21 protein-coding genes are annotated in these 22,778 nt (G+C 62.8%); 10 read left to right on the forward strand and 11 right to left on the reverse strand.

Features of this window, described 5'->3' with window-relative positions; translation table 11 throughout:
• Window positions 1-87: 87 nt before the first annotated feature.
• Window positions 88-1,383, forward strand: a complete 1,296-nt coding sequence (locus tag CWE01_RS24075; protein WP_256346701.1) for an aspartate aminotransferase family protein — start codon at window positions 88-90, stop codon at window positions 1,381-1,383.
• On the forward strand, window positions 1,380-2,888 hold the full coding sequence (locus CWE01_RS24080; RefSeq protein ID WP_100943047.1) for an amino acid permease: 1,509 nt from the start codon (window positions 1,380-1,382) through the stop codon (window positions 2,886-2,888). Before CWE01_RS24075 ends, CWE01_RS24080 begins: the two co-directional genes overlap by 4 nt.
• 85 nt (window positions 2,889-2,973) lie before the next feature.
• Here CWE01_RS24080 and CWE01_RS24085 read toward each other — a convergent pair whose 3' ends face one another.
• Complete coding sequence (locus CWE01_RS24085) at window positions 2,974-4,329, reverse strand: MATE family efflux transporter (protein WP_100943048.1); 1,356 nt, start codon at window positions 4,327-4,329, stop codon at window positions 2,974-2,976.
• Window positions 4,330-4,416: 87 nt separating this feature from the next.
• On the reverse strand, window positions 4,417-5,451 hold the full coding sequence (locus CWE01_RS24090) for a hypothetical protein (protein WP_157815266.1): 1,035 nt from the start codon (window positions 5,449-5,451) through the stop codon (window positions 4,417-4,419).
• A 240-nt stretch (window positions 5,452-5,691) separates the two neighbouring features.
• Between CWE01_RS24090 and CWE01_RS24095 the strand changes: the two genes are divergently transcribed.
• Window positions 5,692-6,501, forward strand: a complete 810-nt coding sequence (locus tag CWE01_RS24095; protein ID WP_100943088.1) for a glycosyltransferase — start codon at window positions 5,692-5,694, stop codon at window positions 6,499-6,501.
• 191 nt (window positions 6,502-6,692) lie between these two features.
• Here CWE01_RS24095 and CWE01_RS24100 read toward each other — a convergent pair whose 3' ends face one another.
• The gene (locus tag CWE01_RS24100) at window positions 6,693-7,571 is read right to left on the reverse strand and encodes a LysR family transcriptional regulator (protein WP_100943089.1); all 879 of its coding nucleotides are present in this window, start codon (window positions 7,569-7,571) and stop codon (window positions 6,693-6,695) included.
• Between the two features lie 246 nt (window positions 7,572-7,817).
• Between CWE01_RS24100 and ampC the strand changes: the two genes are divergently transcribed.
• Together ampC and CWE01_RS24110 are read left to right on the forward strand one after the other, a co-directional pair.
• Window positions 7,818-8,993: a class C beta-lactamase gene (gene ampC, locus CWE01_RS24105; protein WP_100943050.1), complete on the forward strand. Its 1,176-nt coding sequence runs from the start codon at window positions 7,818-7,820 to the stop codon at window positions 8,991-8,993.
• 43 nt (window positions 8,994-9,036) lie between these two features.
• Window positions 9,037-9,435 (forward strand): hypothetical protein, encoded by a 399-nt coding sequence (locus CWE01_RS24110; protein WP_100943051.1) that lies wholly within the window; start codon window positions 9,037-9,039, stop codon window positions 9,433-9,435.
• 9 nt (window positions 9,436-9,444) lie between these two features.
• On the opposite strand, the gene CWE01_RS24115 is transcribed toward CWE01_RS24110, so the two are convergent.
• The gene (locus tag CWE01_RS24115; RefSeq protein WP_100943052.1) at window positions 9,445-10,353 is read right to left on the reverse strand and encodes a helix-turn-helix domain-containing protein; all 909 of its coding nucleotides are present in this window, start codon (window positions 10,351-10,353) and stop codon (window positions 9,445-9,447) included.
• A gap of 174 nt (window positions 10,354-10,527) precedes the next feature.
• Here CWE01_RS24115 and CWE01_RS24120 point away from each other — a divergent pair, with 174 nt between their 5' ends.
• Genes CWE01_RS24120 through CWE01_RS24130 form a run of 3 tightly spaced genes read left to right on the forward strand, consistent with a single transcriptional unit; the run spans window position 10,528 to window position 14,322 of the window.
• Complete coding sequence (locus CWE01_RS24120) at window positions 10,528-11,886, forward strand: glutamine synthetase family protein (RefSeq protein WP_100943090.1); 1,359 nt, start codon at window positions 10,528-10,530, stop codon at window positions 11,884-11,886.
• A 49-nt stretch (window positions 11,887-11,935) separates the two neighbouring features.
• A complete protein-coding gene (locus tag CWE01_RS24125) occupies window positions 11,936-13,024 on the forward strand; it encodes a polyamine ABC transporter substrate-binding protein (protein WP_100943053.1) in 1,089 nt (362 codons plus the stop codon).
• Window positions 13,021-14,322: an FAD-binding oxidoreductase gene (locus CWE01_RS24130; RefSeq protein WP_100943054.1), complete on the forward strand. Its 1,302-nt coding sequence runs from the start codon at window positions 13,021-13,023 to the stop codon at window positions 14,320-14,322. Before CWE01_RS24125 ends, CWE01_RS24130 begins: the two co-directional genes overlap by 4 nt.
• Window positions 14,323-14,427: 105 nt before the next feature.
• On the opposite strand, the gene CWE01_RS24135 is transcribed toward CWE01_RS24130, so the two are convergent.
• From CWE01_RS24135 to CWE01_RS24165, 7 genes are all read right to left on the reverse strand, one after another.
• Entirely contained in the window at window positions 14,428-14,781 is a 354-nt protein-coding gene (locus CWE01_RS24135) for a RidA family protein (protein ID WP_100943055.1), read from the reverse strand.
• A gap of 23 nt (window positions 14,782-14,804) precedes the next feature.
• The gene (locus tag CWE01_RS24140) at window positions 14,805-16,034 is read right to left on the reverse strand and encodes a D-amino acid dehydrogenase (protein ID WP_100943056.1); all 1,230 of its coding nucleotides are present in this window, start codon (window positions 16,032-16,034) and stop codon (window positions 14,805-14,807) included.
• Window positions 16,034-17,458, reverse strand: coding sequence for an amidase (locus tag CWE01_RS24145; RefSeq protein WP_100943057.1), 1,425 nt, complete (start codon window positions 17,456-17,458; stop codon window positions 16,034-16,036). Before CWE01_RS24145 ends, CWE01_RS24140 begins: the two co-directional genes overlap by 1 nt.
• 4 nt (window positions 17,459-17,462) lie before the next feature.
• Entirely contained in the window at window positions 17,463-18,146 is a 684-nt protein-coding gene (locus tag CWE01_RS24150) for an amino acid ABC transporter permease (protein ID WP_100943058.1), read from the reverse strand.
• Complete coding sequence (locus tag CWE01_RS24155) at window positions 18,143-18,799, reverse strand: amino acid ABC transporter permease (protein WP_100943059.1); 657 nt, start codon at window positions 18,797-18,799, stop codon at window positions 18,143-18,145. Before CWE01_RS24155 ends, CWE01_RS24150 begins: the two co-directional genes overlap by 4 nt.
• Entirely contained in the window at window positions 18,800-19,588 is a 789-nt protein-coding gene (locus tag CWE01_RS24160; RefSeq protein ID WP_100943091.1) for an amino acid ABC transporter ATP-binding protein, read from the reverse strand. It abuts the gene before it with no gap.
• Between the two features lie 66 nt (window positions 19,589-19,654).
• The gene (locus CWE01_RS24165) at window positions 19,655-20,524 is read right to left on the reverse strand and encodes an ABC transporter substrate-binding protein (protein WP_100943060.1); all 870 of its coding nucleotides are present in this window, start codon (window positions 20,522-20,524) and stop codon (window positions 19,655-19,657) included.
• A 99-nt stretch (window positions 20,525-20,623) separates the two neighbouring features.
• On the opposite strand from CWE01_RS24165, the gene CWE01_RS24170 reads away from it, so the two are divergent.
• Together CWE01_RS24170 and CWE01_RS24175 are read left to right on the forward strand one after the other, a co-directional pair.
• On the forward strand, window positions 20,624-21,712 hold the full coding sequence (locus CWE01_RS24170) for a GlxA family transcriptional regulator (protein WP_100943061.1): 1,089 nt from the start codon (window positions 20,624-20,626) through the stop codon (window positions 21,710-21,712).
• Window positions 21,713-21,804: 92 nt separating this feature from the next.
• On the forward strand, window positions 21,805-22,767 hold the full coding sequence (locus tag CWE01_RS24175) for a GlxA family transcriptional regulator (protein WP_100943062.1): 963 nt from the start codon (window positions 21,805-21,807) through the stop codon (window positions 22,765-22,767).
• Window positions 22,768-22,778: the final 11 nt, after the last annotated feature.

Raw genomic sequence — 22,778 nt, forward strand, 5'->3', positions numbered from 1 at the left:
TAGTATCGATCCAGCTCGATGCAGGCGAGCCACAAAACCAGTCACTGCAAAACCACGAACACTGCCCCGAACAAAAGAGATAAGCAGATGAATGACGTGATGAAATCCCCCGAGAACCTTTCCCCGACAGCGGCGGCGCATCCCGCCGACAAGATCAACCTGGTCAAGGCCCGCGGCTCCCTGGTCTGGGACGACCAGGGCCGGGAATATATCGACTGCACCGCCCAGGCCTGGTCCAACAACCTGGGGGCCAACGACCCGCGGGTGGTGGAAGCGGCCATTGCGCAACTGCGCGACATGACCCATATCCGCCCCAACTTCGGCTCCCTGGCCCATACCCGGCTGGTGTCCAAGTTGCGTGAAGTCTCCCCCGCCACGCTGAACCAGATGGGCTTCGCCCTGCATGGCAGCCTGGCCGGCGAGATGGCGATGAAACTGGCCTTCAAGAACCGTCCCGGCGCGCAGAACCTGATCGTCCTGCAGGACGGCTACCACGGCCGCTCTCTGGCTACCCTCGGTGCCAGCTGGCCGCACCCGAACAACCCGTTCCTGCCGATCCAGCCGCGCTTTACCCGCGTGCCCCATCCCAACCCCTATCGCACGCGCCTGGGCATGGACCCGGAAATGGAGTCGCAACTGTGCCTGGGGCTGCTGGAGGAAACCATCCTCAAGGGTGTCGACGGCGGCGTAGCGGCGGTGATGATGGAGCCGATCCAGGGCAACGGTGGGCATATCGAATTTCCGCGCTCTTACTACAAGGGCGTACGTGAGCTCTGCGACCGCCTCGGCGTGCTGTTGATCTTCGATGAAGTGCAGACCGGTTTCGGCCGCATGGGCACCATGTGGGCGGCGGATTACTACGACGTGGTGCCGGACATCATCGTCTTCGGCAAGGGCGTGGGCGGCGGTTTCCCACTGGCGGGGATCCTGGCCAACGATCAACTGAAGTGGTTCGACGAAGGCGAGGAAGCCCTGACCTTCGGCCACTTCCCGGTGTCGCTGGCCGCCGGTTACGCGGCGGTGCAAGCGATTGTCAGCGACGGCCTGTGCGAGAAGGCCCGGCTGGCCGGTGAATACACCACCGAACGCCTGCTGGAGATGCAGCAGCGCCACCCGTTGATCGGCGACGTCCGCTGCCCGGGGCTGATGGCCTCGATCGAGCTGGTCAAGGACCGCACCACCAAGGAGCCGGCCTGCCGTGAATCCCACGAGGTCTATCGCCTGGGCGTGGAGCGTGGCGTATTGTTCGGGGAAAGCCGTTACGCCGGGCTCGGCAACCTGATCAAGGTCAAGCCGCCGCTGGACATCGAACGCCCGTTGCTGGCCAAAGCCCTCGACGTACTGGACGAAGTCCTGGGCATCATCGAGGAGCAAGGGGCATGAGCACAGTCCTTGAAAGCAAGCGTCCGCTGAGCGCTGCCGAACCCACCGGGAGCGGACTGTCCAGCGACGATGCCGACCTCGCCAACCTCGGCTACGAGCAGAAGATGCACCGCACCATGAGTGCGTTCACCTCCTTTGCCCTGGCCTTTTCCATGGTCTCGATCAACACCGGCGTGGTCACGCTGTTCGCCGATCCCTTCAACCGGGTCGGCGGTATCGGCATCCTGCTCTGGTTGCTGGTGATTCCGCTGGTGTGCTGCATCGTCATGGTCTACTGCCATCTGGCCGGGCGCATTCCGCTGACCGGCTACGCCTACCAGTGGTCCAGCCGCCTGGCCGGCAATCACTTCGGCTGGTTTACCGGCTGGGTGGCGTTCATCTCCTTTGTCGCAGGGACGGCGGCCACCGCGGCGGCCATCGGTACGGTGTTCGCCCCGGAGATCTGGGCCAACCCGACCCAGGGGCAGATCCAGGGCCTGAGCATCGGCGCGACGCTGGTGGTGGGGTTGCTGAATATCTGCGGTATCCGGCTGGCGACGCGGATCAACGATATCGGCGCGATGATCGAGATCGTCGGCACGGTGCTGCTGGCGGTGGCCTTGTTCCTCGGGGTGTTTTTCTTCTTCGAGCACACCCAGGGCGTGGCGATCCTGACGTCGGCGGCGCCGGTCAGCGGTGGCGAGATCAGCTTTGCCACCCTGGCCCTGGCGACCTTGTTGCCGGTCTCGGTGCTGCTGGGCTGGGAAGGCGCGGCGGACCTCTCGGAAGAGACCAAGGACCCACGCCGGGCCGCGCCCAGGGCGATGATCCGCGCGGTAATGGTGTCCAGCGTGCTGGGCTTCGCGGTCTTTGCCCTGCTGAGCATCGCGATACCCGGCTCGGTGGGCGACCTGCTCAAGCAGTCGGAAAACCCGGTGATCAACATTGTCCGCCTGCAACTGGGCAACGCCGCCGGCAGCGTGATGATCGTGATTGCCTTCGCTTCGATCCTGGCCTGCCTGATCGCCAATATGGCGGTGGCCACACGCATGACCTTCGCCCTGTCGCGGGACAATATGCTGCCGGGGTCCAAGGTCCTGGCACGGATCAACCCGCACTTTGGCACACCGGTGGCTTCCATCGTGCTGATCACCGCCATTGCCGTACTGTTGAACCTGGCCAGCGGCGGTTTTGTCACGGCGATCTACTCGATGGTCGGGCTGACCTACTACTGCACCTACCTGCTGACCCTGATCGCGGCTTACCTGGCGTACCGGAACGGTCGGATGCCGGACGCACCGAACGGGGTGTTCAGCCTCGGGCGCTGGTTGCTGCCGATGATCGTGCTGGGCGGGCTGTGGGCACTGGCGGTGATCCTGACGCTGAGCGTGCCGGAGGAAAGCCATACCGGGGCGATCACCACCGGGATTACCCTGGCGGTGGGCGCGCTGTGGTGGGTGGTTTCGTTGCGCGGCAGATTGAATGCCGGCACGGCCGGGCCGAGCACCCGGCGGCTGGGCAAGTAGCGCTGGTTTGATAAGTGACAAGGCCCCATAAGGGGCCTTGTTCATCGGTTCGAAAACGCCCCGCGTCGCGAGCACGGGGGCACTGTCAAATCAACCGCTCGATCCGTTTGTGTCGCCATACGACCTTGTAGTACCCGGTCTGCAAAATCAGCATGCAGATGTAGGCCACCGGAAACGCCATCCAGACCCCTTCCAACCCGAAACGCACATCGAGCAGGTAAGCCATCGGCAACTCCACCCCGACGATGCAGAAAATCGAGATGATCATCGGCGCCAACACCGTACCGCTGGCCCGCATGATGCCACCCACCACCGCCTGGAAACCGAACACCAGGACACTCCAGAGCATGATGTGCAACAGATGCTCGGCCTGGGCGCGGGTCAGCGGGTCGGTGATGAACAGGCCCAGCAACCAGTGGGACAATCCATACACCAGGACAATCAGTGCACCGGTCAGGCAGGCGTTGATCATCAGGCCCGTGCGCAGGATCGGCCCCAGGCGCTCCAGGCGCCCCGCACCAATGGCCTGGGCCCCGAGAATCGACGCGGTAATGGCAATCGACAGCGCCGGGAACTGCACGTAGTTGACGATCTGGGTCACCGCGCCATACGCCGCCGTCGCCTGGGAACCGTGATGGTTGACCAGGGACAGGATCACCAGCTCGGACAGCGACAACACCACCATCTGCAAACCCGTGGGCAAGCCGATTTTCAGGACTTTGCTCAAGATACTCCAATCCAGGCGCATCGCCATCAGCAACGCCCGGTCCGGGGCCATGACACTGGCTTTATGCCGCAGGCGCAAGGCCAGGAAGAGCATCGCCAGCGCCGTGCCCACCAACCCCGCCACGGCCGCGCTCTGGATGCCGATCTGCGGCAGGCCGAGCCAGCCGCGAATCAGCGCCGGGGTCAGGAACAGGCCGGTGCCGGTGGAGACCGCCAGCGCCATCAGCGGCGACAGCGTATCGCTGATGCCCCGCAGCAACTGGGTGAAAAGCACGAAAACCAGCAACAGCGGCATGATCAGCATCATCACCTGGGCATAGCCGACGGCGTCGTCAAGCACATCGGCGGGCGTGCCCAGGCCGATCAGCGCCGGGCGTGCAAATACGCTGCCGAGCAACGCCGCGACCACGCCGATCAGGGCGCCCAGGGCCAGCGTCGTACCGGCCACCGCCTTGACCGCGTCCAGTTCACGGGCGCCCCAGGCCTGCCCGATCAACACCGAGGCCCCGGCCCCCAGCCCGATAATCAGGGCAATAAAGAAGAACATGATCGGGAACATCCCCGCCACCGAGGCCAGGGCCTGGGTGCCGAGCATCTGGCCGATATAAATGCTGTTGAGGGTGCCGGCGAGCGACTGGAGGAAGTTGGAAAGCACCATCGGTGCCAGAAAAACCAGATAAAGCCGCCAGAGCGGGGGCTGGGCATTTTTTTGCATGAAGGGGTCGAGTTCCGAATGATGGCATCTGCGTGCTCGCCGACTCTACCTTATAGAGACGCCCGTGTTGAGCTTTCATCGCCTTGATCAAGGATGCGGCGTCACTTTCGCCGGCGGCTCGACCAGCACCCGCTGTTCCACCGCCGTAGTCAGATACCCCTCTATCTGGGCCGCCAGGTAGTGAGTCGTGGCCGTCACCCCACCGCTCGGGTCCGACACCAGCTTGAGCCATGCCTTGTCGAAGGCCTCCCCCAGGATCTTGCGAATCCGCACCCGGGTATCCGGCTGCTCATGCTCGTGGACGATCGCGCGAATACCCGCCACCCCGAGGGAAATCATCGCCCCGGCGACCCGCCCGACCGCCGTCGCGACGGCGCCGGCCACCCCGCGACTGGTGAACTCGGACTGAAGCTTCTCGCTGGTCTGCTGGGCGACCGAATTGATCCCCGCACTCGATGTTCCGTCATTTGCGCCTCCGGCCAGGTGAGTACGCGCGTTCAAGGCGATATAAGCCGGCAACTGACTCAATGGCGCGGCATGTAACGCTTGATAGAGTGAGGCGTTGCGGGTGGCGGGCGGGGCCAGGGAGATCGCCGGAATCTGATTGATATGCCGGTCGAGCTGGTCCGCCGGTACGCCATACCGCTGGGCGATGACCGTCAGCTGTTTGCCCATCTGCTCGAGATAAAACTGCGCCGCCTGATCCATGATCGAGTCGGGATCGATCTCCACTGCCACCGGAGCCAGCACCCGCGCGCGATATTGCTCCTGCAGGTAACTCGCCAGGCGCTTGGCCGACGGGTTCTGCTCGCCCTGGTCATTGAGCCGATACCAACCGACCTTGATCGACAACCACTCCTGGGTCCAGTAACCGTCGAACCAGGGGATGAATTTTTCGTCAGTCTGCTGATAGATCAGCGTACGCCAATACTCCATGGTGTCGCGCGCCCAGGTGTCGGCTTGCACGGTGGCTTGCTCGGAAGCCTGGATCAGATCGACATCGACTTGCTGCCAGACCTGCGGCGAAACCACGATCGCCGCCGCTACCCCAGGACCGCGCTCATGGCCGGCGCACGCGGCCAGCAGCACCACCAAGGCAACAACCAGCACACGCGGGCTCAAGGTCGCAACTCCCGAAAACCGGCTCAGGCGCGGACGTGCCGCCGGTATCACCTGCCTTGAGTATAGGTCGTGAACCTGTCGGCCCGAGCGCTTGCCGAACTTGACCTGGCAAGCATGGGTACAGGCAGGTATCAAAAAAGTTACCCAACGGAGAAACGCCTGAAACCTGGCCCCTTGCAGAATGCGCCCACGCCTGAACGCCCAGGCACTCACATCAGCCCATGAGCGAGGCTTTCCATGATGGTGCGCACGCGTCCCCTGCAAGCGAATTACAGCATTGTGCTAGTCAACTATAAGACCCATGAGCTGACGCGGACCTGTCTGGAATTGCTGAAAACCGCTTTGCACGGAACCGATGTGCCGGTATTCGTGGTGGACAACGATTCGAACGACACGAGCACCGACTACTTGAATGGCCTGGACTGGATCAACCTGATCGAGCGCAAAAGCGGCGCACCTGAATGCGGAGCAGCAGCCCATGGACGAGCCCTGGACCTGGCCCTGGCGGAAGTCGAAACCGAATACCTGTTTCTCCTGCACACCGACACCTTTATCCACGACCCGGATGTGTTCAGCCTGATGATCCGGCAATGCTCGACCCCGGAGGACGTCGTCGCCGTCGGCTGCCTGGAGCAGTTGAATCGGGGCATGGTCCGCTCGGCCTGGCGGCTGACCTCACGTTTTGCCAAGCATTACACCCGGCGCGGCCTGCGCGCCCTGGGCCTGAATGCCAGGGCGCCGAGACCGTTCCGGGAAAAGCACCTGAAAAGCTTTTGCACGCTGTGGAACGCGCGGCTGATCAAACATCACGGGCTGCACTTCCATATGAACGGCGGCAACCCCGGCTACGAGCTGCAGGACCGCATGACCGAGCTGGGCTACCGGGTCGAGTGCATTGCGCCGCGCCAGTTGTTTCGTTATCTGGACCATATCCAGAGCGGGACGGTGGCGGCCAACGGCGGTTTTGCCAAGAACCACCGTCGGGTCAGGATGTACAACCGCCTGAGCCCGGAGCCCGTGGTGGCCATGCCCGTTTCGCCGTACATATAACCCGGCGTTTGAATCATCATTTCGATTGATCATTCAAATCGCAAAACAGAATTTTTTATTTTCCCGCGATCCGTCCAGGATGGGCTCGCCCCCAACAGTCCCGGACGAAGCCCCCATGAATCTCAACTTTGCCATTGCCTGCGCCGTCGTCGTGTCCTTCGCCATTGCCCTGCTTCACTCCTGAGCACGACTCAATGCGTGGCCACGGCCTCGCCCAGCCAACTCCTGAACGCCGCCATCGCCGAGGTTTCGGGACGCGACTGCAAACGCGTCAGCCAGTAGCTGCCGGTGGCAATCGCGATATCGAACGGTTGTAGAACAAGCTCCGCCTCCAATTGCCGGGAGAACATCATCACCGGCACCAGCGCCACGCCAGCCCCCTGAAGCGCCGCCTCCATCATCGCCAGCGAGGAATCGAAGACGATGCTCTCCGGCACCCGCCCCTCGTCCGGCAAGCCAGCGGCCTGAAACCATCGCGGCCACTCGTCCGTGCGATAAGAACGCAGCAGCGTCTGCTTCAGCACATCGGCGGGGGCCTTGAGTTGCCGGGCAATCGGCGCGGTGCACAGCACTGAAAGTGGCGTTTCCAGCAAGTGCATGGCCTCCGCCCCGTGCCAGGCCCCGGCACCGAAGCGGATGGCGAAATCAAGGCCCTCGGCAGCCACGTCGACACGGTTGTTGTGGGTCGACAGTCGCAAGTCGATAAACGGATGCCGGGCGCGAAAATCCGCCAGGCGCGGCAACAGCCAGCCCAGCGCAAACGTCCCCACCGCGCCCACCGTGAGCACCTCCCGATAATGCCCGCCCTCGAACCGCCCCAGGGTCTGGGCAATCCGGTCGAAGGACTCGTTGAGCACCGGCAACAGGCTTTCGCCTTCGGCCGTCAGCATCAGCCCGCGGGCAACGCGCTTGAACAGCGTCACCTTCAACTGACGTTCAAGACTCTTGACCTGATGACTCACCGCGGCCTGGGTCACGCACAGTTCAATCGCCGCCCGGGTGAAACTCAGGTGCCGTGCGGACGCCTCGAAGGCGCGCAGCGCATTCAACGGCAAGTGCGGTCGAACCATGATCAAGCCCCTAATTTTTCTAATAGCTAATCCGAAATTTCATTGTTTGTCGATTTCCCGCCCACTGACTACATTCGGCGTCCTGGCACTTGCATGGGCCGCTGAAACTCACGGGAAGCCACGTAAATCGGGGATTCCCCCGATTTATTAGCGCAGCCGGATAATCGCACCGGCGTATTTTCGACACAAAAAACCGCTCCTGGGCGAGCGGTTAACATAATGAAACATAATGGGAGCCTTTGAACCATGTTCAAGAAGAACCTTGCCAAACTGGAAGTCCTGGTGACTTCCCTCCTGCTGGTCGGCGCCAGCAACAGCTTCGCCGCGGGCACGTCCCAGGACAACGTCAAGTCCATTGTCGACGCCGCCATCGTTCCGATCATGCAGGAGCAGAATATTCCCGGCATGGCGGTGGCCGTCCTGGTGAACGGGAAGCCGTATCACTTCAACTACGGAATGGCCTCGAAGAGCAACCATCAGGCGGTGACCGATGACACCCTGTTCGAGATCGGCTCGGTCAGCAAGACCTTCGCCGCCACCCTCGCCGGCTATGCCCAGGCCCAGGGCAAACTCGTCCCGTCGGAGCGGGTCAGCCACTACCTGCCGGAGCTGAAAGGCAGCGCTTTCGACAACATCACCGTGCTGCAACTCGGCACCTACTCGGCGGGCGGCCTACCGTTGCAGTTCCCGGACGCGTTCGACGCCCAGGACAAGATGCTCGACTACTTCAAGCAATGGAAACCGATTTATCCCGCGGGCAGCCATCGGCAGTATTCGAACCCGAGCCTGGGACTCTTCGGTTATGTGGCGGCGAAAAGCCTGGGCGCCCCCTTCGATGAACTGATCGAAAAAACCCTGCTGCCGGCGCTGGGCATGAAGCACACCTATCTCCACGTGCCGCCGGCACAGATGGCCCATTACGCCGAGGGTTACACCCAGGATGACAAATCCGTCAGGGTCGGCCCGGGCGCACTGGATGCCGAAGCCTACGGCATCAAGACCACTTCGACCGACCTGCTGCGATTTGTCGAGGCCAACCTCCAGCCGGAAACCCTCGAAGCCCCGCTGCACAAAGCCGTCGACCTGACGCAAAGCGGCTACTACCAGGTCGAGGGGACCACCCAGGGACTGGGATGGGAGTTCTACCCCTACCCGGTCAAACTTGAACAGTTGCTGACGGGCAACTCCTCGGAAATGGCATACGAGGCCCACAAGATCACGACTCAATTCAACCCCGCGCAGCCACCGCAAAAGAACGCGCTGTTCAACAAGACCGGGGCGACCCGTGGCTTCGGCGCTTACGTCGTCTATGTGCCGGCGAAGAAAATCGGCATCGTGATGCTGGCCAACAAAAACTATCCCAACCCGGACAGGGTAAAAGCCGCCTACCAGATCCTGAACGCGCTGGAGGCCGTTGAGTAAGCGGATAGGCAAAGGCCAGTCGGGTTGGCTATGATCGGAGTCCATGACAGCCCTACCGATCCGTCAGCCCTGCCCACCCGGCGCCTGCATTTGCGAGCGGGAACAACTGCTGCAGATACAAGGCGCCGACCTGCGCATCCTGGGCCTGACCCGTCAGCAGGAAAAGGTTCTGCTCGAGCGCCTGGAAAACCTCAAAAGCCTGGCCGACCTCGAACACCTGCAACAACGGATATACGAGCAGTTGGGCCTGCGGGTCTCCGTCGTCCCGGGTTTCAATGAAGTACGTACCATGCGCGGCATCGACATCCAGATCGCCGAGCACCCCGGCCTGTGCCGCAAGACCCGCCAGTCGATTCCGGCGGCGATCCGCCGTGGCCTGGAGAAAAATCCGCAGATCGCCTACGCCCTGCTCAACGCCAATGACCTGTTGCGTGATGCCTGAGACACAGTCTCAGCGCAGCCGCTGGCCGCGCTTGAGGGTCTCGCTGGGCAGTTCGCCGAACAGCGCCCGATAGCTGTTCGAAAACCGCCCCAAGTGCCAGAACGACCAATTCATCGCCACCTCGGCCACCGTCTTGTCCAGGGCGTTGCGCCCGAGCAGTTCATGGCGGGCGCTGTTGAGCCGGCGCAAGCGCAGCCAATGGCTCGGCGTCATGCCTGTGTAGGCCTTGAAGGTGTGCTGCAACTGACGCAATGAAACCCCGGCGAAGCCGGACAGTTCCAGCAGGTTGAGGGTCTCATCAGGCGAATCGGCCGCCCACTCGCCGATGCGTTTCATGATCGAACGCTCCTCGGCCCGGCGCTGCAAGGAACCCGGGTCCAGACAGACAGCGTTGTCGAGAATGTAGAGACAGTCGTCCAGCAGTTGCTGCGTCAGGCTTTCCCGGCTCGGCGGATCGAAGGTCTGCGCCAGGCGGGTCAAGGTCCCGCTGAGCCAGCGACTGAACAAGCCGTTCTGTTGCGAGTTGAGCGGCGCCATGAACAACCCCTCCAGCCGCGCCACGTCCAGGCCATGGTGCTGCACGAACTCCGGACCGAACACCACCGCCACTTCCTGGTAGTTCTCGGGGGTGATCCAGATATTGCGGCTCTCGCCATTGAGCACATACAAGGCGTTGTCACTGCGATCGAAACAAAAAGCCAGCGCACCCGACGGCGCACTGAAGTTCTGCTCGACCCGGGTGTTCATGCATTCCTCGTAGATCTGCACCCCTTGCAGGTCCAGGTAACGAATCTGCCCGGCGAAATGCCCCGGCGACATCTGCTGGTAATGCTGCACCCAACCCGGCGTCGCACGTATCTGCTCGGCCACATCGGCGGTGTTGAACGCTTGGACCCGCAAGGCGGTTGAGTCTGTCATCGGATGACCGTTCGCACTCATTTGGTGCGTCTTATGCCGTCATAAAGTGGATAGATGGGACCCCCATCGCTCGCCCAAGATAGTCGTCAATGCGCCGCAGGGGAAGTCTCTCGCCGCTCGACCGGGATGCAGACCGATCACCCGGCGCAGAAAAAAACCAATAACGAGGTCTTTATGAATGCCCCTTTCGATCAGCTGTCTTCGTGGCTGAAAGAACACAAGATTACCGAAGTAGAGTGCGTGGTCAGTGACCTGACCGGTATCGCCCGCGGCAAGATCGCACCCACCAACAAGTTCCTGCATGAGCGAGGCATGCGCCTGCCGGAAAGTGTGCTTTTGCAAACGGTAACAGGGGACTTCGTCGACGACGATGTCTATTACGACCTGCTCGACCCCGCTGACATCGACATGATCTGCCGGCCGGATTCGTCGGCCATGTATGTGGTGCCGTGGGCCATCGAGCCGACCGCCATCGTGATCCACGACACCTTCGACAAGCAGGGCAACCCCATCGAGCTGTCGCCGCGCAACGTCCTGAAGAAAGTCCTCAAGCTGTATGCCGACAAAGGCTGGCAGCCCATCGTCGCCCCGGAGATGGAGTTCTACCTGACCCAGCGCTGCGAAGACCCGGACCTGCCGCTGAAGGCCCCGCTGGGTCGTTCGGGCCGCGCGGAAAGTGGCCGGCAGTCGTTCTCCATCGATGCCGCCAACGAATTCGACCCGCTGTTCGAAGACGTCTACGACTGGTGCGAAGCCCAGGGCCTGGACCTAGACACGCTGATTCACGAAGACGGCCCGGCGCAGATGGAAATCAACTTCCGTCACGGCGATGCCCTCGACCTGGCGGACCAGATCACCGTGTTCAAGCGCACCCTGCGCGAAGCCGCGCTCAAGCACAACGTCACCGCGACCTTCATGGCCAAGCCGATCGCCGACGAGCCCGGCAGCGCCATGCACCTGCACCAGAGCGTGGTCGACAGCACCACCGGCAAGCCGATCTTCGTCGATGCCGACGGGCAGATGAGCCAGCTGTTCCTGCACCACATCGGCGGTTTGCAGAAGTACATCCCCAAGCTGCTGCCGATGTTCGCGCCCAACGTCAACTCGTTCCGCCGCTTCCTGCCGGACACTTCGGCGCCGGTCAATGTCGAGTGGGGTGAGGAAAACCGCACCGTGGGCCTGCGGGTACCGACCTCCAGCCCCGACGCCATGCGCGTGGAAAACCGCCTGCCGGGCGCCGATGCCAACCCTTACCTGGCGATTGCCGCGAGCTTGTTGTGCGGCTACCTGGGCATGGTCGAGCAGATCGAACCCAGCGCCAAGGTCGAGGGCCGTGCCTATGAGCGCCGCAACCTGCGCCTGCCGATCACCATCGAGGACGCGCTGGCGCACATGGAAGACTGCCCGACCATCGAACGCTACCTGGGCACCCAGTTCGTCCGCGGCTACGTGGCCGTGAAGCGTGCCGAACACGAAAACTTCAAGCGTGTGATCAGCTCCTGGGAGCGCGAGTTCCTGCTGCTGAGCGTCTGATCCAGAACCTTTATCCAGACCGAAAAACAACCCCAACAAGAGGTGTCGAATGCGTCTATTGAAATCCGTCGTTCCGGTAGCACTGGCCTTGCTGTTCAGCGCCACCGCACAAGCCGAGCCGACCGTCAGCGTCTACAACTGGACCGACTATATCGGTGATACCACCCTCGCCGATTTCCAGGGCAAGACCGGTATCAAGGTGATCTACGACGTCTTCGACTCCAACGAAACCCTGGAAGGCAAGTTGCTGGCCGGCCGCACCGGCTACGACGTGGTGGTGCCTTCCAACCATTTTCTCGGTCGCCAGGTAAAAGCCGGGGCTTTCCTGAAACTGGATCGCTCGCAACTGCCGAACTGGAAGAACCTCGATCCCAAGCTGCTCAAGCTGCTGGAGAAAAACGATCCGGGCAATGAACACTCGGTGCCGTACCTGTGGGGCACCAACGGCATCGGCTACAACGTCGACAAGGTCAAGCAGGTACTGGGCATCGACCATATCGACTCCTGGGCGGTGCTGTTCGAACCGGAGAACCTGAAGAAGCTCACCCAGTGCGGCGTCTCGTTCATGGACTCGGCCGACGAAGTGTTCCCGGCGGTCCTCAACTACATGGGCATGGACCCGCGCAGCTCGAAACCCGAGGACTACAAGAAGGCTGAAGCCAAGCTGCTGACCCTGCGCCCCTATATCACCTACTTCCACTCGTCCAAGTACATCTCGGACCTGGCCAATGGCGATATCTGCGTCGCCTTCGGTTACTCGGGCGATGTGTTCCAGGCCGCCAACCGGGCCAAGGAAGCGAAGAACGGCATCAACATCGCCTACTCGATTCCCAAGGAAGGCAGCAACCTGTGGTTCGACCTGCTGGCGATTCCCGCCGATGCGACCAATGTGAAAGAAGCCCACGCCTTCATCAATTACCTGCTGGACCCGCAAGTGATTGCCAAGGTCAGCGCCACTGTCGGCTACGCCAACCCCAACCCGGCGGCCAAGCAATATATGGATGAGGCGCTGGTGAACAACCCCGAGGTCTATCCGTCCCAGGAAGTCCTCGATAAGCTCTACATCTCCACCACTCCGACACCTGAGATCATGCGCCTGATGACCCGCTCCTGGAGCAAAGTGAAGTCCAACAAATGAGTCAAGCCAGCCCAATGGAACATGCTCGCTCCTATTACGCGGCGACCGCCGGTTCGATGCCGGATTACCCCCGGCTCGAATCCCAGGTGATTGCCGATGTGTGCGTGATTGGCGGCGGATTTACCGGCGTCAACACCGCCATCGAACTGGCGCAGCGTGGGCTGTCGGTGGTGCTGCTGGAAGGCCGACGGATCGGCTGGGGCGCCAGCGGGCGCAATGGCGGGCAACTGATTCGGGGCATCGGCCATGATGTCAGCGGTTTCGCCAAATACGTCGGTGCAGAAGGTGTGCGTTATCTGGAGCGTGCCGGTATCGAGTCGGTCGAGGTGGTGGGCAATCGTATCCGCGAGCACGCCATCGACTGCGACCTGCGCTGGGGCTTCTGCGAACTGGCCAACACCCCGGCACAGTTCGCGGCGTTCCGCGCCGAGCAGGACCATCTGGCGGAATTGGGTTATGCCCATGAAACCCGGATTGTCGCGCCCGAGGACATGGCCCAGGTGGTCGCCAGCACGGCGTATGTCGGCGGTCTGATCGACCGGGGTTCGGGGCATTTGCACCCGCTCAACCTGGTGCTCGGTGAAGCGCGGGTAGCGCAGGCGCTGGGAGTGCGGATCTTCGAGCACAGCCCGGTGCTGGAGCTGATCCATGGCAGTACGGTGGAGGTGCGTTGTGCCACCGGCAGCGTGCGCGCCAACAGCCTGGTGCTGGCCTGCAACGCACACCTGGAAGATCTGGAACCACGTTTGAGCGGCAAGGTGCTACCGGCCGGCAGCTACATCATCGCTACCGAACCGTTGGCTGATGAGGTGTCGGCCGAGCTGATTCCGCAGAACCTGTCGCTGTGCGACCAGAAGGTCGGGCTGGATTACTACCGTCTTTCTGCCGACAAGCGCCTGTTGTTCGGCGGTGCCTGCCACTATTCAGGGCGTGATCCGGCGGATATCGGTGCCTATATGCGACCGAAGATGCTCAAGGTCTTCCCGCAACTGGCGGATGTGCGTATCGACTATCAATGGGGCGGCATGATCGGCATCACTGCCAATCGTTTCCCCCAGGTCGGGCGCCTGCAACAGCATCCGAATGTGTTCTATGCCCAGGGTTATTCGGGGCATGGCGTCAACGTGACCCACTGGACCGCGCGGTTGTTGGCCGAGGCTATCCATGCAGGGCAAAGCAAGGGCATGGATATCTTCAGCGCGGTGCCGCATATGACCTTCCCGGGAGGCAAGGCCTTGCGCTCGCCGTTGCTGGCGCTGGGGATGTTGTGGCATCGGTTGCGCGAGGCGCTGGGTTAATGCCCCCCTTGTAGGAGCCGGCTTGCTGGCGATCCAAGCGACGCGGTTTGACCAGACACCGCGTCGATCCCATCGCCAGCAAGCCGGCTCCTACAGAGGTTGGATTCAGGCCTTGGCCGCAATCACCATGATTTCCACCAACACCTCGGCATGTGCCAGGTTGGCTTCGACCGTGGCCCGGGCTGGCGCGCCGCCTTCCGGCAACCAGGCATCCCAGACCGCGTTCATCGCCGCGAAGTCGCGGTCGATATGCTTGAGCCAGATCTGCGCACTGAGCAGTCGGGTCTTGTCGCTGCCGGCCTGGGCCAGCAGCCCGTCGATCTTCTCCAGCACCTGGCGGGTCTGGGACTCGATATCGCCTTGCAGATCACCCGGCACCTGGCCGGCGAGGTAGAGCACATCGCCATGGCTGACCACACCGGACATCCGCGCATTGCTCTGGAAACGTTGAATCGTCATCGGTCTTTCTCCTTGGATAAACATCAGCCGGCCGCGTGTTCGACCAGCCGCACCAGGCGCTGCGCGCTGCCAAAGGCCAGGGTCATGCCCAGTGCGCCATGCCCGGTGTTGAGGTACAGGTTACTGCCTGCGAGGCGTTCAAGCACAGGCCTTCCGGTCGGTGTCGCCGGGCGCCAGCCGCTCCAGGGCTGGCAATCCGCGGTGTCCCAGCCGCCGCCAAACAACGCCTCGGTCGAGGCTTGCAACTGCTCGATGCGCGCCGCCGGAATCGATGCATCCATCCCGCACAACTCCACCATCCCCGCCACCCGCAGGCGATCACCGATGCGGGCGAACACGGTCTTGCGGCGCATATCGGTGATGCTGACTGTCGGCGCGCGGGTGTGTTCGGTAATCGGCAGGGTAATGCTGTAGCCCTTGAGCGGATAGACTGGCAGACGGCTACCCAGTTGCGCCAGCAAGCCCGTGCTGTAGGCGCCTGCCGCCAGGACCACCGCCTCGCTGTGCAGCACTTCAGTCCCTTTATCGGCATGCCTCAGGTTCAGCGCGGTGATCCGTTCACCACGGCGCTGGAAACCTTCGACCTTGCGCTCGAACAACAGCTGCACGCCCTCCCCGGCCATGATCCGGGCCATTTCGCGACACAGCTTGAGACCGTCCACCGCACACTCACTGTCGGTATGAATAGCGCCATGAAACGCCGACTGATAGCCAGCCAGCGCCGGTTCTATCGCCACCGCCTCACTGGCGCTGACCACCTGCTGTCGCGAACCCAGACCCGCCTGAAAGCGCACCTGACGCTGCGCCTTGTCCATCCCTTCGGCATCCGGGTACAGCACCAGCTTGCCGGTACGGGTGAAATCGCAATCCAGATGCTGCTCCTGCATAAACCCATCCAGGGCCTGGCGACTCTCGGTTGCCAGCGCCAACAACTCCACCGTGGTCTGGCGCGAGACCGAAGTCCGGCAGGCGGCCAGGAACTCCATGCACCAGCGCCATTGCTCCGGGCTCCATTGCGGGGTGAAGCGCAACGGCCCGCTACGGTCGAGCAACAACTTCGGGATCCCCGGCAACAACGACGGATCGGCCAGCGGCTGCACATAGCTGTAGCTCAACTGCGCACCGTTGCCGCTCACCGCGCCCATGCCGGGACCGGACGCCTGGTCGATCACCGTGACGCGATGCCCGGCCCGGTGCAGGAACCAGGCACTGCTCAGCCCGACGATGCCCGCGCCCACCACGCAAATCTCCATTACACCGCCTCCTTGTCCAGGGCCCAGCCGCTCGGCGTCAGTTGATGCCAGTCGGTCTGCTGCTGATAGGCATGACCGATGCGCAGGATCAGCGGCTCGGCGAACGCCTTACCCACGATCTGCATCGATACCGGCATGCCCTGACCGTCAAAGCCCACCGGCAACGCCACCGAACACAGATTGAGCAGGTTGGCGAAACGTCCCAGCAAAGCCAGCGGCGTACCGTATTCATCGACTTGATCCAGGGGCACGCTGCCGACGGCATTGGTCGGGAACACACAGGCATCGACATTCAGCATCGCCTCCTGCATGGCCTTGCGCGCGGCCCGGCGCTGGTTATGCAGATCGATATAAGCCGCCGAATCGATGGCCTTGCCGCTCAATACGCGACGCTGAACGTGGGGGTCGAAACGCAGGTCGCTCTGTTCGAACAGCGCACCGAGGCTGGCATACCCTTCGGCACTCATCAGCCCGCCGGCCACCCGCATGCACAATTCCAGCGAGCGCGGCAGAGGCTGCTCCACCAAATGCATGCCCAGCGCGGCCAGTTGCTCCAGCCCACGATCGTAGGCCGCCAGGATATCGGGGGCAATGGCGGCACGTTCGGCCTGGGGCAACACCCAGATTCTGAGCCCCGCCACCGCTTGATTGAGTCCCGCCGCGGCACTGAACACCGGGGCCTGGGCCGAGACAGGGTCCAGCGGGTCGGGGCCGAGCAAGGCATCGAGCATCCAGGCCGCGTCCTCGACGGTGTGGGTGATCGGTCCCACGGAATCCAGCGATGGGCAGAGTTCGATCAAGCCATGACGGCTGATCAGCCCACGGGTAGTCTTCAATCCCACCAGGCCGCACATCCCGGCGGGAATCCGCACCGAGCCACCGGTGTCGGTGCCCAGGGCGGCACTGGCCAGGCCGCTGGCCACCGCCACCGCCGAGCCGCTGCTGGAGCCGCCCGGCGCCCGATGGACCTCACGATCCCAGGGATTCCAGGGCGTGCCCATCACCGCATTGGTGCCCCAACCACCGAAGGCGAACTCCACCGTATGGGTCTTGCCCAGGATAATTGCACCGGCCCGCTCCAGGCGCTGCACAGCGGTCGCGGTAAGGCGCGAGATGCGCGGACGCTGCGCCAGCGAGCCACCGGTGATGGCCTGCCCGGCAATTTCAAACAGGTCCTTGATGGCCACCGGAATGCCGTGCAGCGGCCCGAGGTCGACCCCGGCGGCCCGCTGCTGGTCGGCAGCGATGGCCGCGCCCAAGGCACGCTGGGTGTACGCCTCGACATAGGCATTGAGCTGGCCGTTGAAGCGTTCGATACGGGCCAGTTGGCCGCGCACCAGGGCCTCGCTGGTCAGGCGGCCACTGCGCAGCGCCTGCTGCAACTGGCCGATACTGTGGAAAGTGCTGTGATCCAGGGAATTCATCCAGTCAACCTCTCAGGCTTTTGCGGCCACGGGAAAAGCGCTTCTCAAGCACTCGCGACAGCAGGGAAAGCGGGAACGCAATCACGAAATAGAACAGGCCGACCAACAGGAAGATGTGCATCGGCAGAAAGCTCTCCGAAGCAATCGCCCGGGCAGCCAGCATCAGCTCATCGGTGGCAATCAGGGCGCAGAGCGAACTGTCCTTGAGGATCGACACATAGGCGTTGAGCAGCGGCGGCAGCATCCCGCGAATCGCCTGGGGCAGGATCACCGCGGTGAACGCCTGGAACGGTGTCAGGCCGACGGCAATCGCCGACTCCCGCTGGCCACGGTGCAAGGCATCGAGGCCGCCGCGCAGGATCTCGGCGATATAGGCACTGCCCTGCAAGCCCAGCCCGAGGATGCCGGCCTCGAAACCGGACAAGGTCAGGCCCAGGCTCGGCAGGGAGAAATACAGCGCCAGCAGCAAAGCCAATAAAGGCAGCGCGCGCATGCCCTGGATGAAATACACCGCCGAGCGCCGCAGCCAGGCAAACGGGCTGCGCAGGGCCCAGGTCAGCAAGCTGCCGAGCAGGGCCGCCAGGGCAAAACCGCCCAGCGACAACTTCGCGGTCACTACGCCGCCTTGCAGCAGGCGCGTGGTCCAGTCGCTCCAGTACTCGGGGTATTGCGCAAAGAAACTGATCATCGTGCGCTCCCCCAATGCCGTTCAAGGCGGATAAAACCCAGGCCGATGGGCAGGATCATCGCCGCGTAGATGCACATCACCGCGAAGTAGATCAGCGAGGTCTGGAAGGTCGAGGTCACCAGGTTGCGCGCCAGGAACATGATTTCCGGCACGGCGATGGCCGAGGCGATGGAGGTGTCCTTGATCAACTGCGTGACGTAGTTGGCGAAGGCCGGCAACGAACGGCGCAGCGACTGCGGCAAGAGAATGTTGGCCAATATCTGCACCCGGGTCAGCCCGACCGCCAGGCCGGCCTCATATTGCCCGACATGCAGGGACTGCAGGCCGGCACGAAAAATGTCGCAGAGCACCGCGCTGCCCACCAGGCTCAAGCCGACGATGGCCGCCAGCCACGCGGGCAGATTGATCCCCAGGTACGACATGCCGAAGTAGATCAGGAACAAATGCGCCAGGGCCGGTACGTTACGCATCCATTCGATAAAACAGGCAATGCCCGCCTGCACCAGTCGCGAACGACTGAAGGTCAGCCACACCGCCAGCGCCAAGCCGCCGATACTGGCCAGCACCAGGGTGCACAGGGCGATTTCCAGTGCGGTCAGGGCACCGCTCAACAGCAGGGGCAACAAGCCGAAAAAGGTCTGGAGGCTGCTCATTCAAGCCTGCTCCATGGCCATGCGCCCGAGGAAACTGCGGGTGCGCTCGTGGCTGGGCGTGTCGATCACCTGGGCGGAAGGCCCCTGCTCGACGATATGGCCGCCGTCCATGAAGATCACCCGGTCGGCCACGTCGCGGGCAAAGCGCACTTCGTGGGTGACCATGATCATGGTCCGGCCCTCTTCCGCCAGTTCGCGGATCACCGCCAGGACCTCGCCCACCAGTTCGGGATCGAGAGCCGAAGTCGGCTCATCGAACAGGATCACCTTGGGTTGCTGCGCCAGGGCCCGGGCAATTGCTACCCGCTGCTGCTGGCCGCCGGACAACTGCTCGGGATAGGCATCGGCCTTGTGCCGCAGATGGACCTTCTCCAGCATCGCCTCGGCCAGCTCGTAAGCCTGCTTGCGCGGTATGCCACGGGCCTTGATCGAGCCCAACGCGACGTTGTCGCGTACGTTCAAGTGCGGCCACAGGTAGAACAGCTGGAATACCATGGCGATCTCCAGCCGCTGCGGGGCCATTTCCCGGTCACCCAGCAAACGCAGGCGCGAACCGTCCCGGGCTTGTCCGATCAGCTCATCGCCGAGCCAGATCTCACCCCGGCTAGGTTTCTCCAGGTAATTGATGCAGCGCAGGCAGGTCGACTTGCCGGAGCCGCTGGGGCCGATCAGCGACAGGGTTTCCCCGGCCTTGAGCTCCAGGCTGATGCCCTTGAGCACCTCCAGGTCGCCATAACTCTTGTACAGATCACACACGCGCAACAGCGCAGGTTCTACCAGGTTGGACATCTTGCTCACCCGCTATCTCTCGGTCTGGCGGTGGCTCGACAACACGAGCCACCGGATCACGCTTTGTTATTGGCAGCCGGGCAGTTTCCAGTCCGCCGGACGGTCGACGCTCAGGCGCAGGTCCTTGCCCTGGGGCATGAACCAGACATCCTGGGTCAGGCCATAGCGAGCGCCGATCTTGCGCATCTCACAGGTCTTCCAGAGTTCCTGGATCTGCGCATTGACCGCCGCCAGCAACTGCGGATTGTCCTTGTTGAAACCGAACACCACCTGCCCCAGCCCGGTCAGCAGGGGGAAATCCGGATCGTTGTCGGTGAAGGCGTTGAAGTGCAGGTGCCACTGGGCATTGCGCGAAATGGCGTACTGCATAACCGGCGGATCACCGATCACCGCGTCGATACGCCCGGCCAGCAGGTCCCGCACGGCAGCGTCCGAGGTGTCGTAGAGCGTAACTTGCAGCCCCTGGATCTTGCGCATTTCAGGAATGAAGGAGAACCCGGTGATGGTCCCGACCTTCTTGCCCTGCAGGTCCTTGAGGGTCTTCCAGTCGGTCTTGTCGGTCTGGGTGATGCCGTTCTTGAAATAGTGGATCGGATCGCTCAGGGCCATGATTTTCGAGCGCTGCTCGGTCCAGCCCATGGTCCCGGCCATGACATCGACACGGCGGGCCTGCACCGAGGCAATGGTCCCCGACCATTCCATCAGCGCCGGTTTGACCTTCATCCCGAGCTTCTCGGAAATTTGTTGAAGGATTTCACCGTCGTAGCCGACCATCTTGCTATCTTGATAACCGGTCCCTGGCATGTCACCGCTGAAGGCGATGGTCAGGCTGCCCGGCTCCACGGTGTCCAGCGCGAACGCCGGGCCCGCGGCCAGCAGGGACAGTATCAATCCGGCGCAAAGGCCGGTAAACCGTTGAATGTCAGGCTTGTTCATCGTGTGCACCTCGTTGGTTTTCTTATTGAACGACAGGATGTTGGGCAGGCCTTCATCCTAGGGCCGAGGGCACATAAATCAGTTGGATGCTTTGCACGAATGATTGAATATTTGCGACATCTGCATGAAACCGCGAACGAGGCCGGCGAGCCGAGCCTGGTGGCGCGCCTTGACCAGCAACCAGCGCCCTCTGCGCACAAGCGTCGCGGAACGGCCGAACTGTCGGTGGGCATCGTGCTCTGGCCGCGTTTTCCCCTGCTGTCGTTGTCCGGGCTGACCGATGCGCTGCGCCATGCCGCCGACACCGGTGACCAGAGCCGGCCGATCCGTTGCGAATGGAAAGTGCTGGGCACACCGGGGCAACGCGTCGCCTCCAGCGGCGGACTGGACGTGCCGATCGACAGCGAGATGGGCGACCCGCAACGCTTCGATTACATCGTGGTGATCGGCGGCCTGCTGGATTCCCTGGCCGATGTACCGAAAAGCTACCCGGCGTTCCTGCACCAGGCCGCGGCGGCGGGCGTGCCCCTGATCGGCCTGTGCACCGGCAGCTTCGTGCTGGCCCGTCACGGGCTGATGGAAGGCCACACCGCCTGCGTGCACGCCTACCATGCCGATGACTGGAAGCGCCTGTTCCCGACCCTGCGGTTTATCACCCATAACGATTTCCTGATCGACAAGGACCGTATCACCTGTGCCGGTGGCGTCTCGGTGATCGAGTTGGCGGTGCATCTGATCGGCATGCACTGCGGCCCGGACCGCGCCGGCAAGGTGGTGCACCAGATGACCGTGGCCAAGAGCGGCACCGGCAGCTTCCTCGAACGGCGCAAGGCCCTGGGTTATGCCAGCTCGTCCAACCGGCGCCTGCACGAGGCGGTGATGCTGATGGAAAAGCACATGGCCGAACCGCTGGAAATCGAGGCCATCGCCCATTGGGTCGGCACCAGCAAACGCCAACTGGAACGGCTGTTCATGGCGGAAACCGACACCAGTCCGGCGCAGTTCTATCGTCAGGTGCGGTTACGCTTCGGACGCTGGCTGCTGGTCAGCTCGGATCGGCAGATCGGCGAAATCGCCTTCGAATGCGGCTTTGCCGACGCGCCGCATTTCATCCGGCATTTCCAGAGCCTGTTCGGCCTGTCACCGGGTAAGTTGCGCAAGGCGTTGCTGAAGCACGCCGGCCCATGAGAGGGAAACAACTCGGTTCAGATTCACGCTGAAGATTTCATGACTGGGGTAATCTATTCTTCCCCGCAGGTCCAGGGTGCTTCGGAGTCAGTATGCTGCGTATCGGCTTCATTACCTTTCCCGGTTTCGGCGTCATGAGTTTCTCGGCCATTTCGGTGTTCGAGACCGCCAACACGCTCGTTGGCAAGCAACACTACGATGTGCGCCTGCTGTCGGAGCAAGGTGGCCTGGTGCGCAGTTCGGTGGGTATCCAGGTGCAGACCGAAGTCTTCGGCGCCAGCACCTTCGACACGGTGATCATCGGCGGCGGCGCCAACCGGCCCTTCACCCCCGCCCTGCTCGCCTATCTGCGCCAGGCCGCGGACAGCAGCCGACGTCTGGCGGCGACCTGTTCCGGCACCTTCTTTCTCGCCGAAGCCGGGCTGCTCGATGGCTCCCGGGCGACCACCCACTGGTTTTTCGCCGAGGAATTCCGCGCCCGTTATCCACGGGTCAGGCTGGAAGAGGAACGTCTGTTTGTGGTCGACGGGTCGCTGTGGACCTCGGCCGGGATGACGGCGGGCATCGACCAGGCACTGGCCATGGTCGAGAAAGACCTCGGTGCCGAAGTGGCCCGCGCCGTTTCGAAAACCCTCATTCTGCAAAACCGCCGGGCCGGTGGTCAGCCGCAGTCCTCGGCGTTGCTGGAAGAGCAGCGTTCCGACCGGATCCAGATCGCCCTGGCCTATGCGCAAAACCACCTGCACACCGAACTCAGCCTGGAGCGCCTGGCCGAAGCCGCGCACCTGAGCACGCGGCAGTTCAGCCGGGTCTTTCGCGAACAGACCGGCACCTCCCCGGCCAAGGCCATCGAAAAGCTGCGCATCGACGCGGCGCTGGTGCTGATCCAGGAAGGCCGGCATCCGATCGAGGCCATCGCCCGCCAGACCGGCTTTGGTGACAGCGAGCGGATGCGCCGCGCCTTTGTCCGGGCGTTCGGCGAACCGCCACGGGCCATGCGGCGTCATGCCCGGGTCAGGACCGAACAGGCACAACAACGCGAAGCCATGTCCTGAAACGAGGGTTA

The organism is Pseudomonas sp. QS1027, assembly GCF_002814235.1.
Classification (GTDB): domain Bacteria; phylum Pseudomonadota; class Gammaproteobacteria; order Pseudomonadales; family Pseudomonadaceae; genus Aquipseudomonas.

What these genes read in the sequence shown, in the direction of transcription:
- CWE01_RS24075 (WP_256346701.1), top strand. Translation starts at nt 88, where the DNA reads ATGAATGACGTGATGAAATCCCCCGAGAACCTTTCCCCGACAGCGGCG.
- CWE01_RS24080 (WP_100943047.1), top strand. Translation starts at nt 1,380, where the DNA reads ATGAGCACAGTCCTTGAAAGCAAGCGTCCGCTGAGCGCTGCCGAACCC.
- CWE01_RS24085 (WP_100943048.1), bottom strand. Translation starts at nt 4,329, where the DNA reads ATGCAAAAAAATGCCCAGCCCCCGCTCTGGCGGCTTTATCTGGTTTTT.
- CWE01_RS24095 (WP_100943088.1), top strand. Translation starts at nt 5,692, where the DNA reads ATGGTGCGCACGCGTCCCCTGCAAGCGAATTACAGCATTGTGCTAGTC.
- CWE01_RS24100 (WP_100943089.1), bottom strand. Translation starts at nt 7,571, where the DNA reads ATGGTTCGACCGCACTTGCCGTTGAATGCGCTGCGCGCCTTCGAGGCG.
- ampC (WP_100943050.1), top strand. Translation starts at nt 7,818, where the DNA reads ATGTTCAAGAAGAACCTTGCCAAACTGGAAGTCCTGGTGACTTCCCTC.
- CWE01_RS24110 (WP_100943051.1), top strand. Translation starts at nt 9,037, where the DNA reads ATGACAGCCCTACCGATCCGTCAGCCCTGCCCACCCGGCGCCTGCATT.
- CWE01_RS24115 (WP_100943052.1), bottom strand. Translation starts at nt 10,353, where the DNA reads ATGACAGACTCAACCGCCTTGCGGGTCCAAGCGTTCAACACCGCCGAT.
- CWE01_RS24120 (WP_100943090.1), top strand. Translation starts at nt 10,528, where the DNA reads ATGAATGCCCCTTTCGATCAGCTGTCTTCGTGGCTGAAAGAACACAAG.
- CWE01_RS24125 (WP_100943053.1), top strand. Translation starts at nt 11,936, where the DNA reads ATGCGTCTATTGAAATCCGTCGTTCCGGTAGCACTGGCCTTGCTGTTC.
- CWE01_RS24130 (WP_100943054.1), top strand. Translation starts at nt 13,021, where the DNA reads ATGAGTCAAGCCAGCCCAATGGAACATGCTCGCTCCTATTACGCGGCG.
- CWE01_RS24135 (WP_100943055.1), bottom strand. Translation starts at nt 14,781, where the DNA reads ATGACGATTCAACGTTTCCAGAGCAATGCGCGGATGTCCGGTGTGGTC.
- CWE01_RS24140 (WP_100943056.1), bottom strand. Translation starts at nt 16,034, where the DNA reads ATGGAGATTTGCGTGGTGGGCGCGGGCATCGTCGGGCTGAGCAGTGCC.
- CWE01_RS24145 (WP_100943057.1), bottom strand. Translation starts at nt 17,458, where the DNA reads ATGAATTCCCTGGATCACAGCACTTTCCACAGTATCGGCCAGTTGCAG.
- CWE01_RS24150 (WP_100943058.1), bottom strand. Translation starts at nt 18,146, where the DNA reads ATGATCAGTTTCTTTGCGCAATACCCCGAGTACTGGAGCGACTGGACC.
- CWE01_RS24155 (WP_100943059.1), bottom strand. Translation starts at nt 18,799, where the DNA reads ATGAGCAGCCTCCAGACCTTTTTCGGCTTGTTGCCCCTGCTGTTGAGC.
- CWE01_RS24160 (WP_100943091.1), bottom strand. Translation starts at nt 19,588, where the DNA reads ATGTCCAACCTGGTAGAACCTGCGCTGTTGCGCGTGTGTGATCTGTAC.
- CWE01_RS24165 (WP_100943060.1), bottom strand. Translation starts at nt 20,524, where the DNA reads ATGAACAAGCCTGACATTCAACGGTTTACCGGCCTTTGCGCCGGATTG.
- CWE01_RS24170 (WP_100943061.1), top strand. Translation starts at nt 20,624, where the DNA reads ATGATTGAATATTTGCGACATCTGCATGAAACCGCGAACGAGGCCGGC.
- CWE01_RS24175 (WP_100943062.1), top strand. Translation starts at nt 21,805, where the DNA reads ATGCTGCGTATCGGCTTCATTACCTTTCCCGGTTTCGGCGTCATGAGT.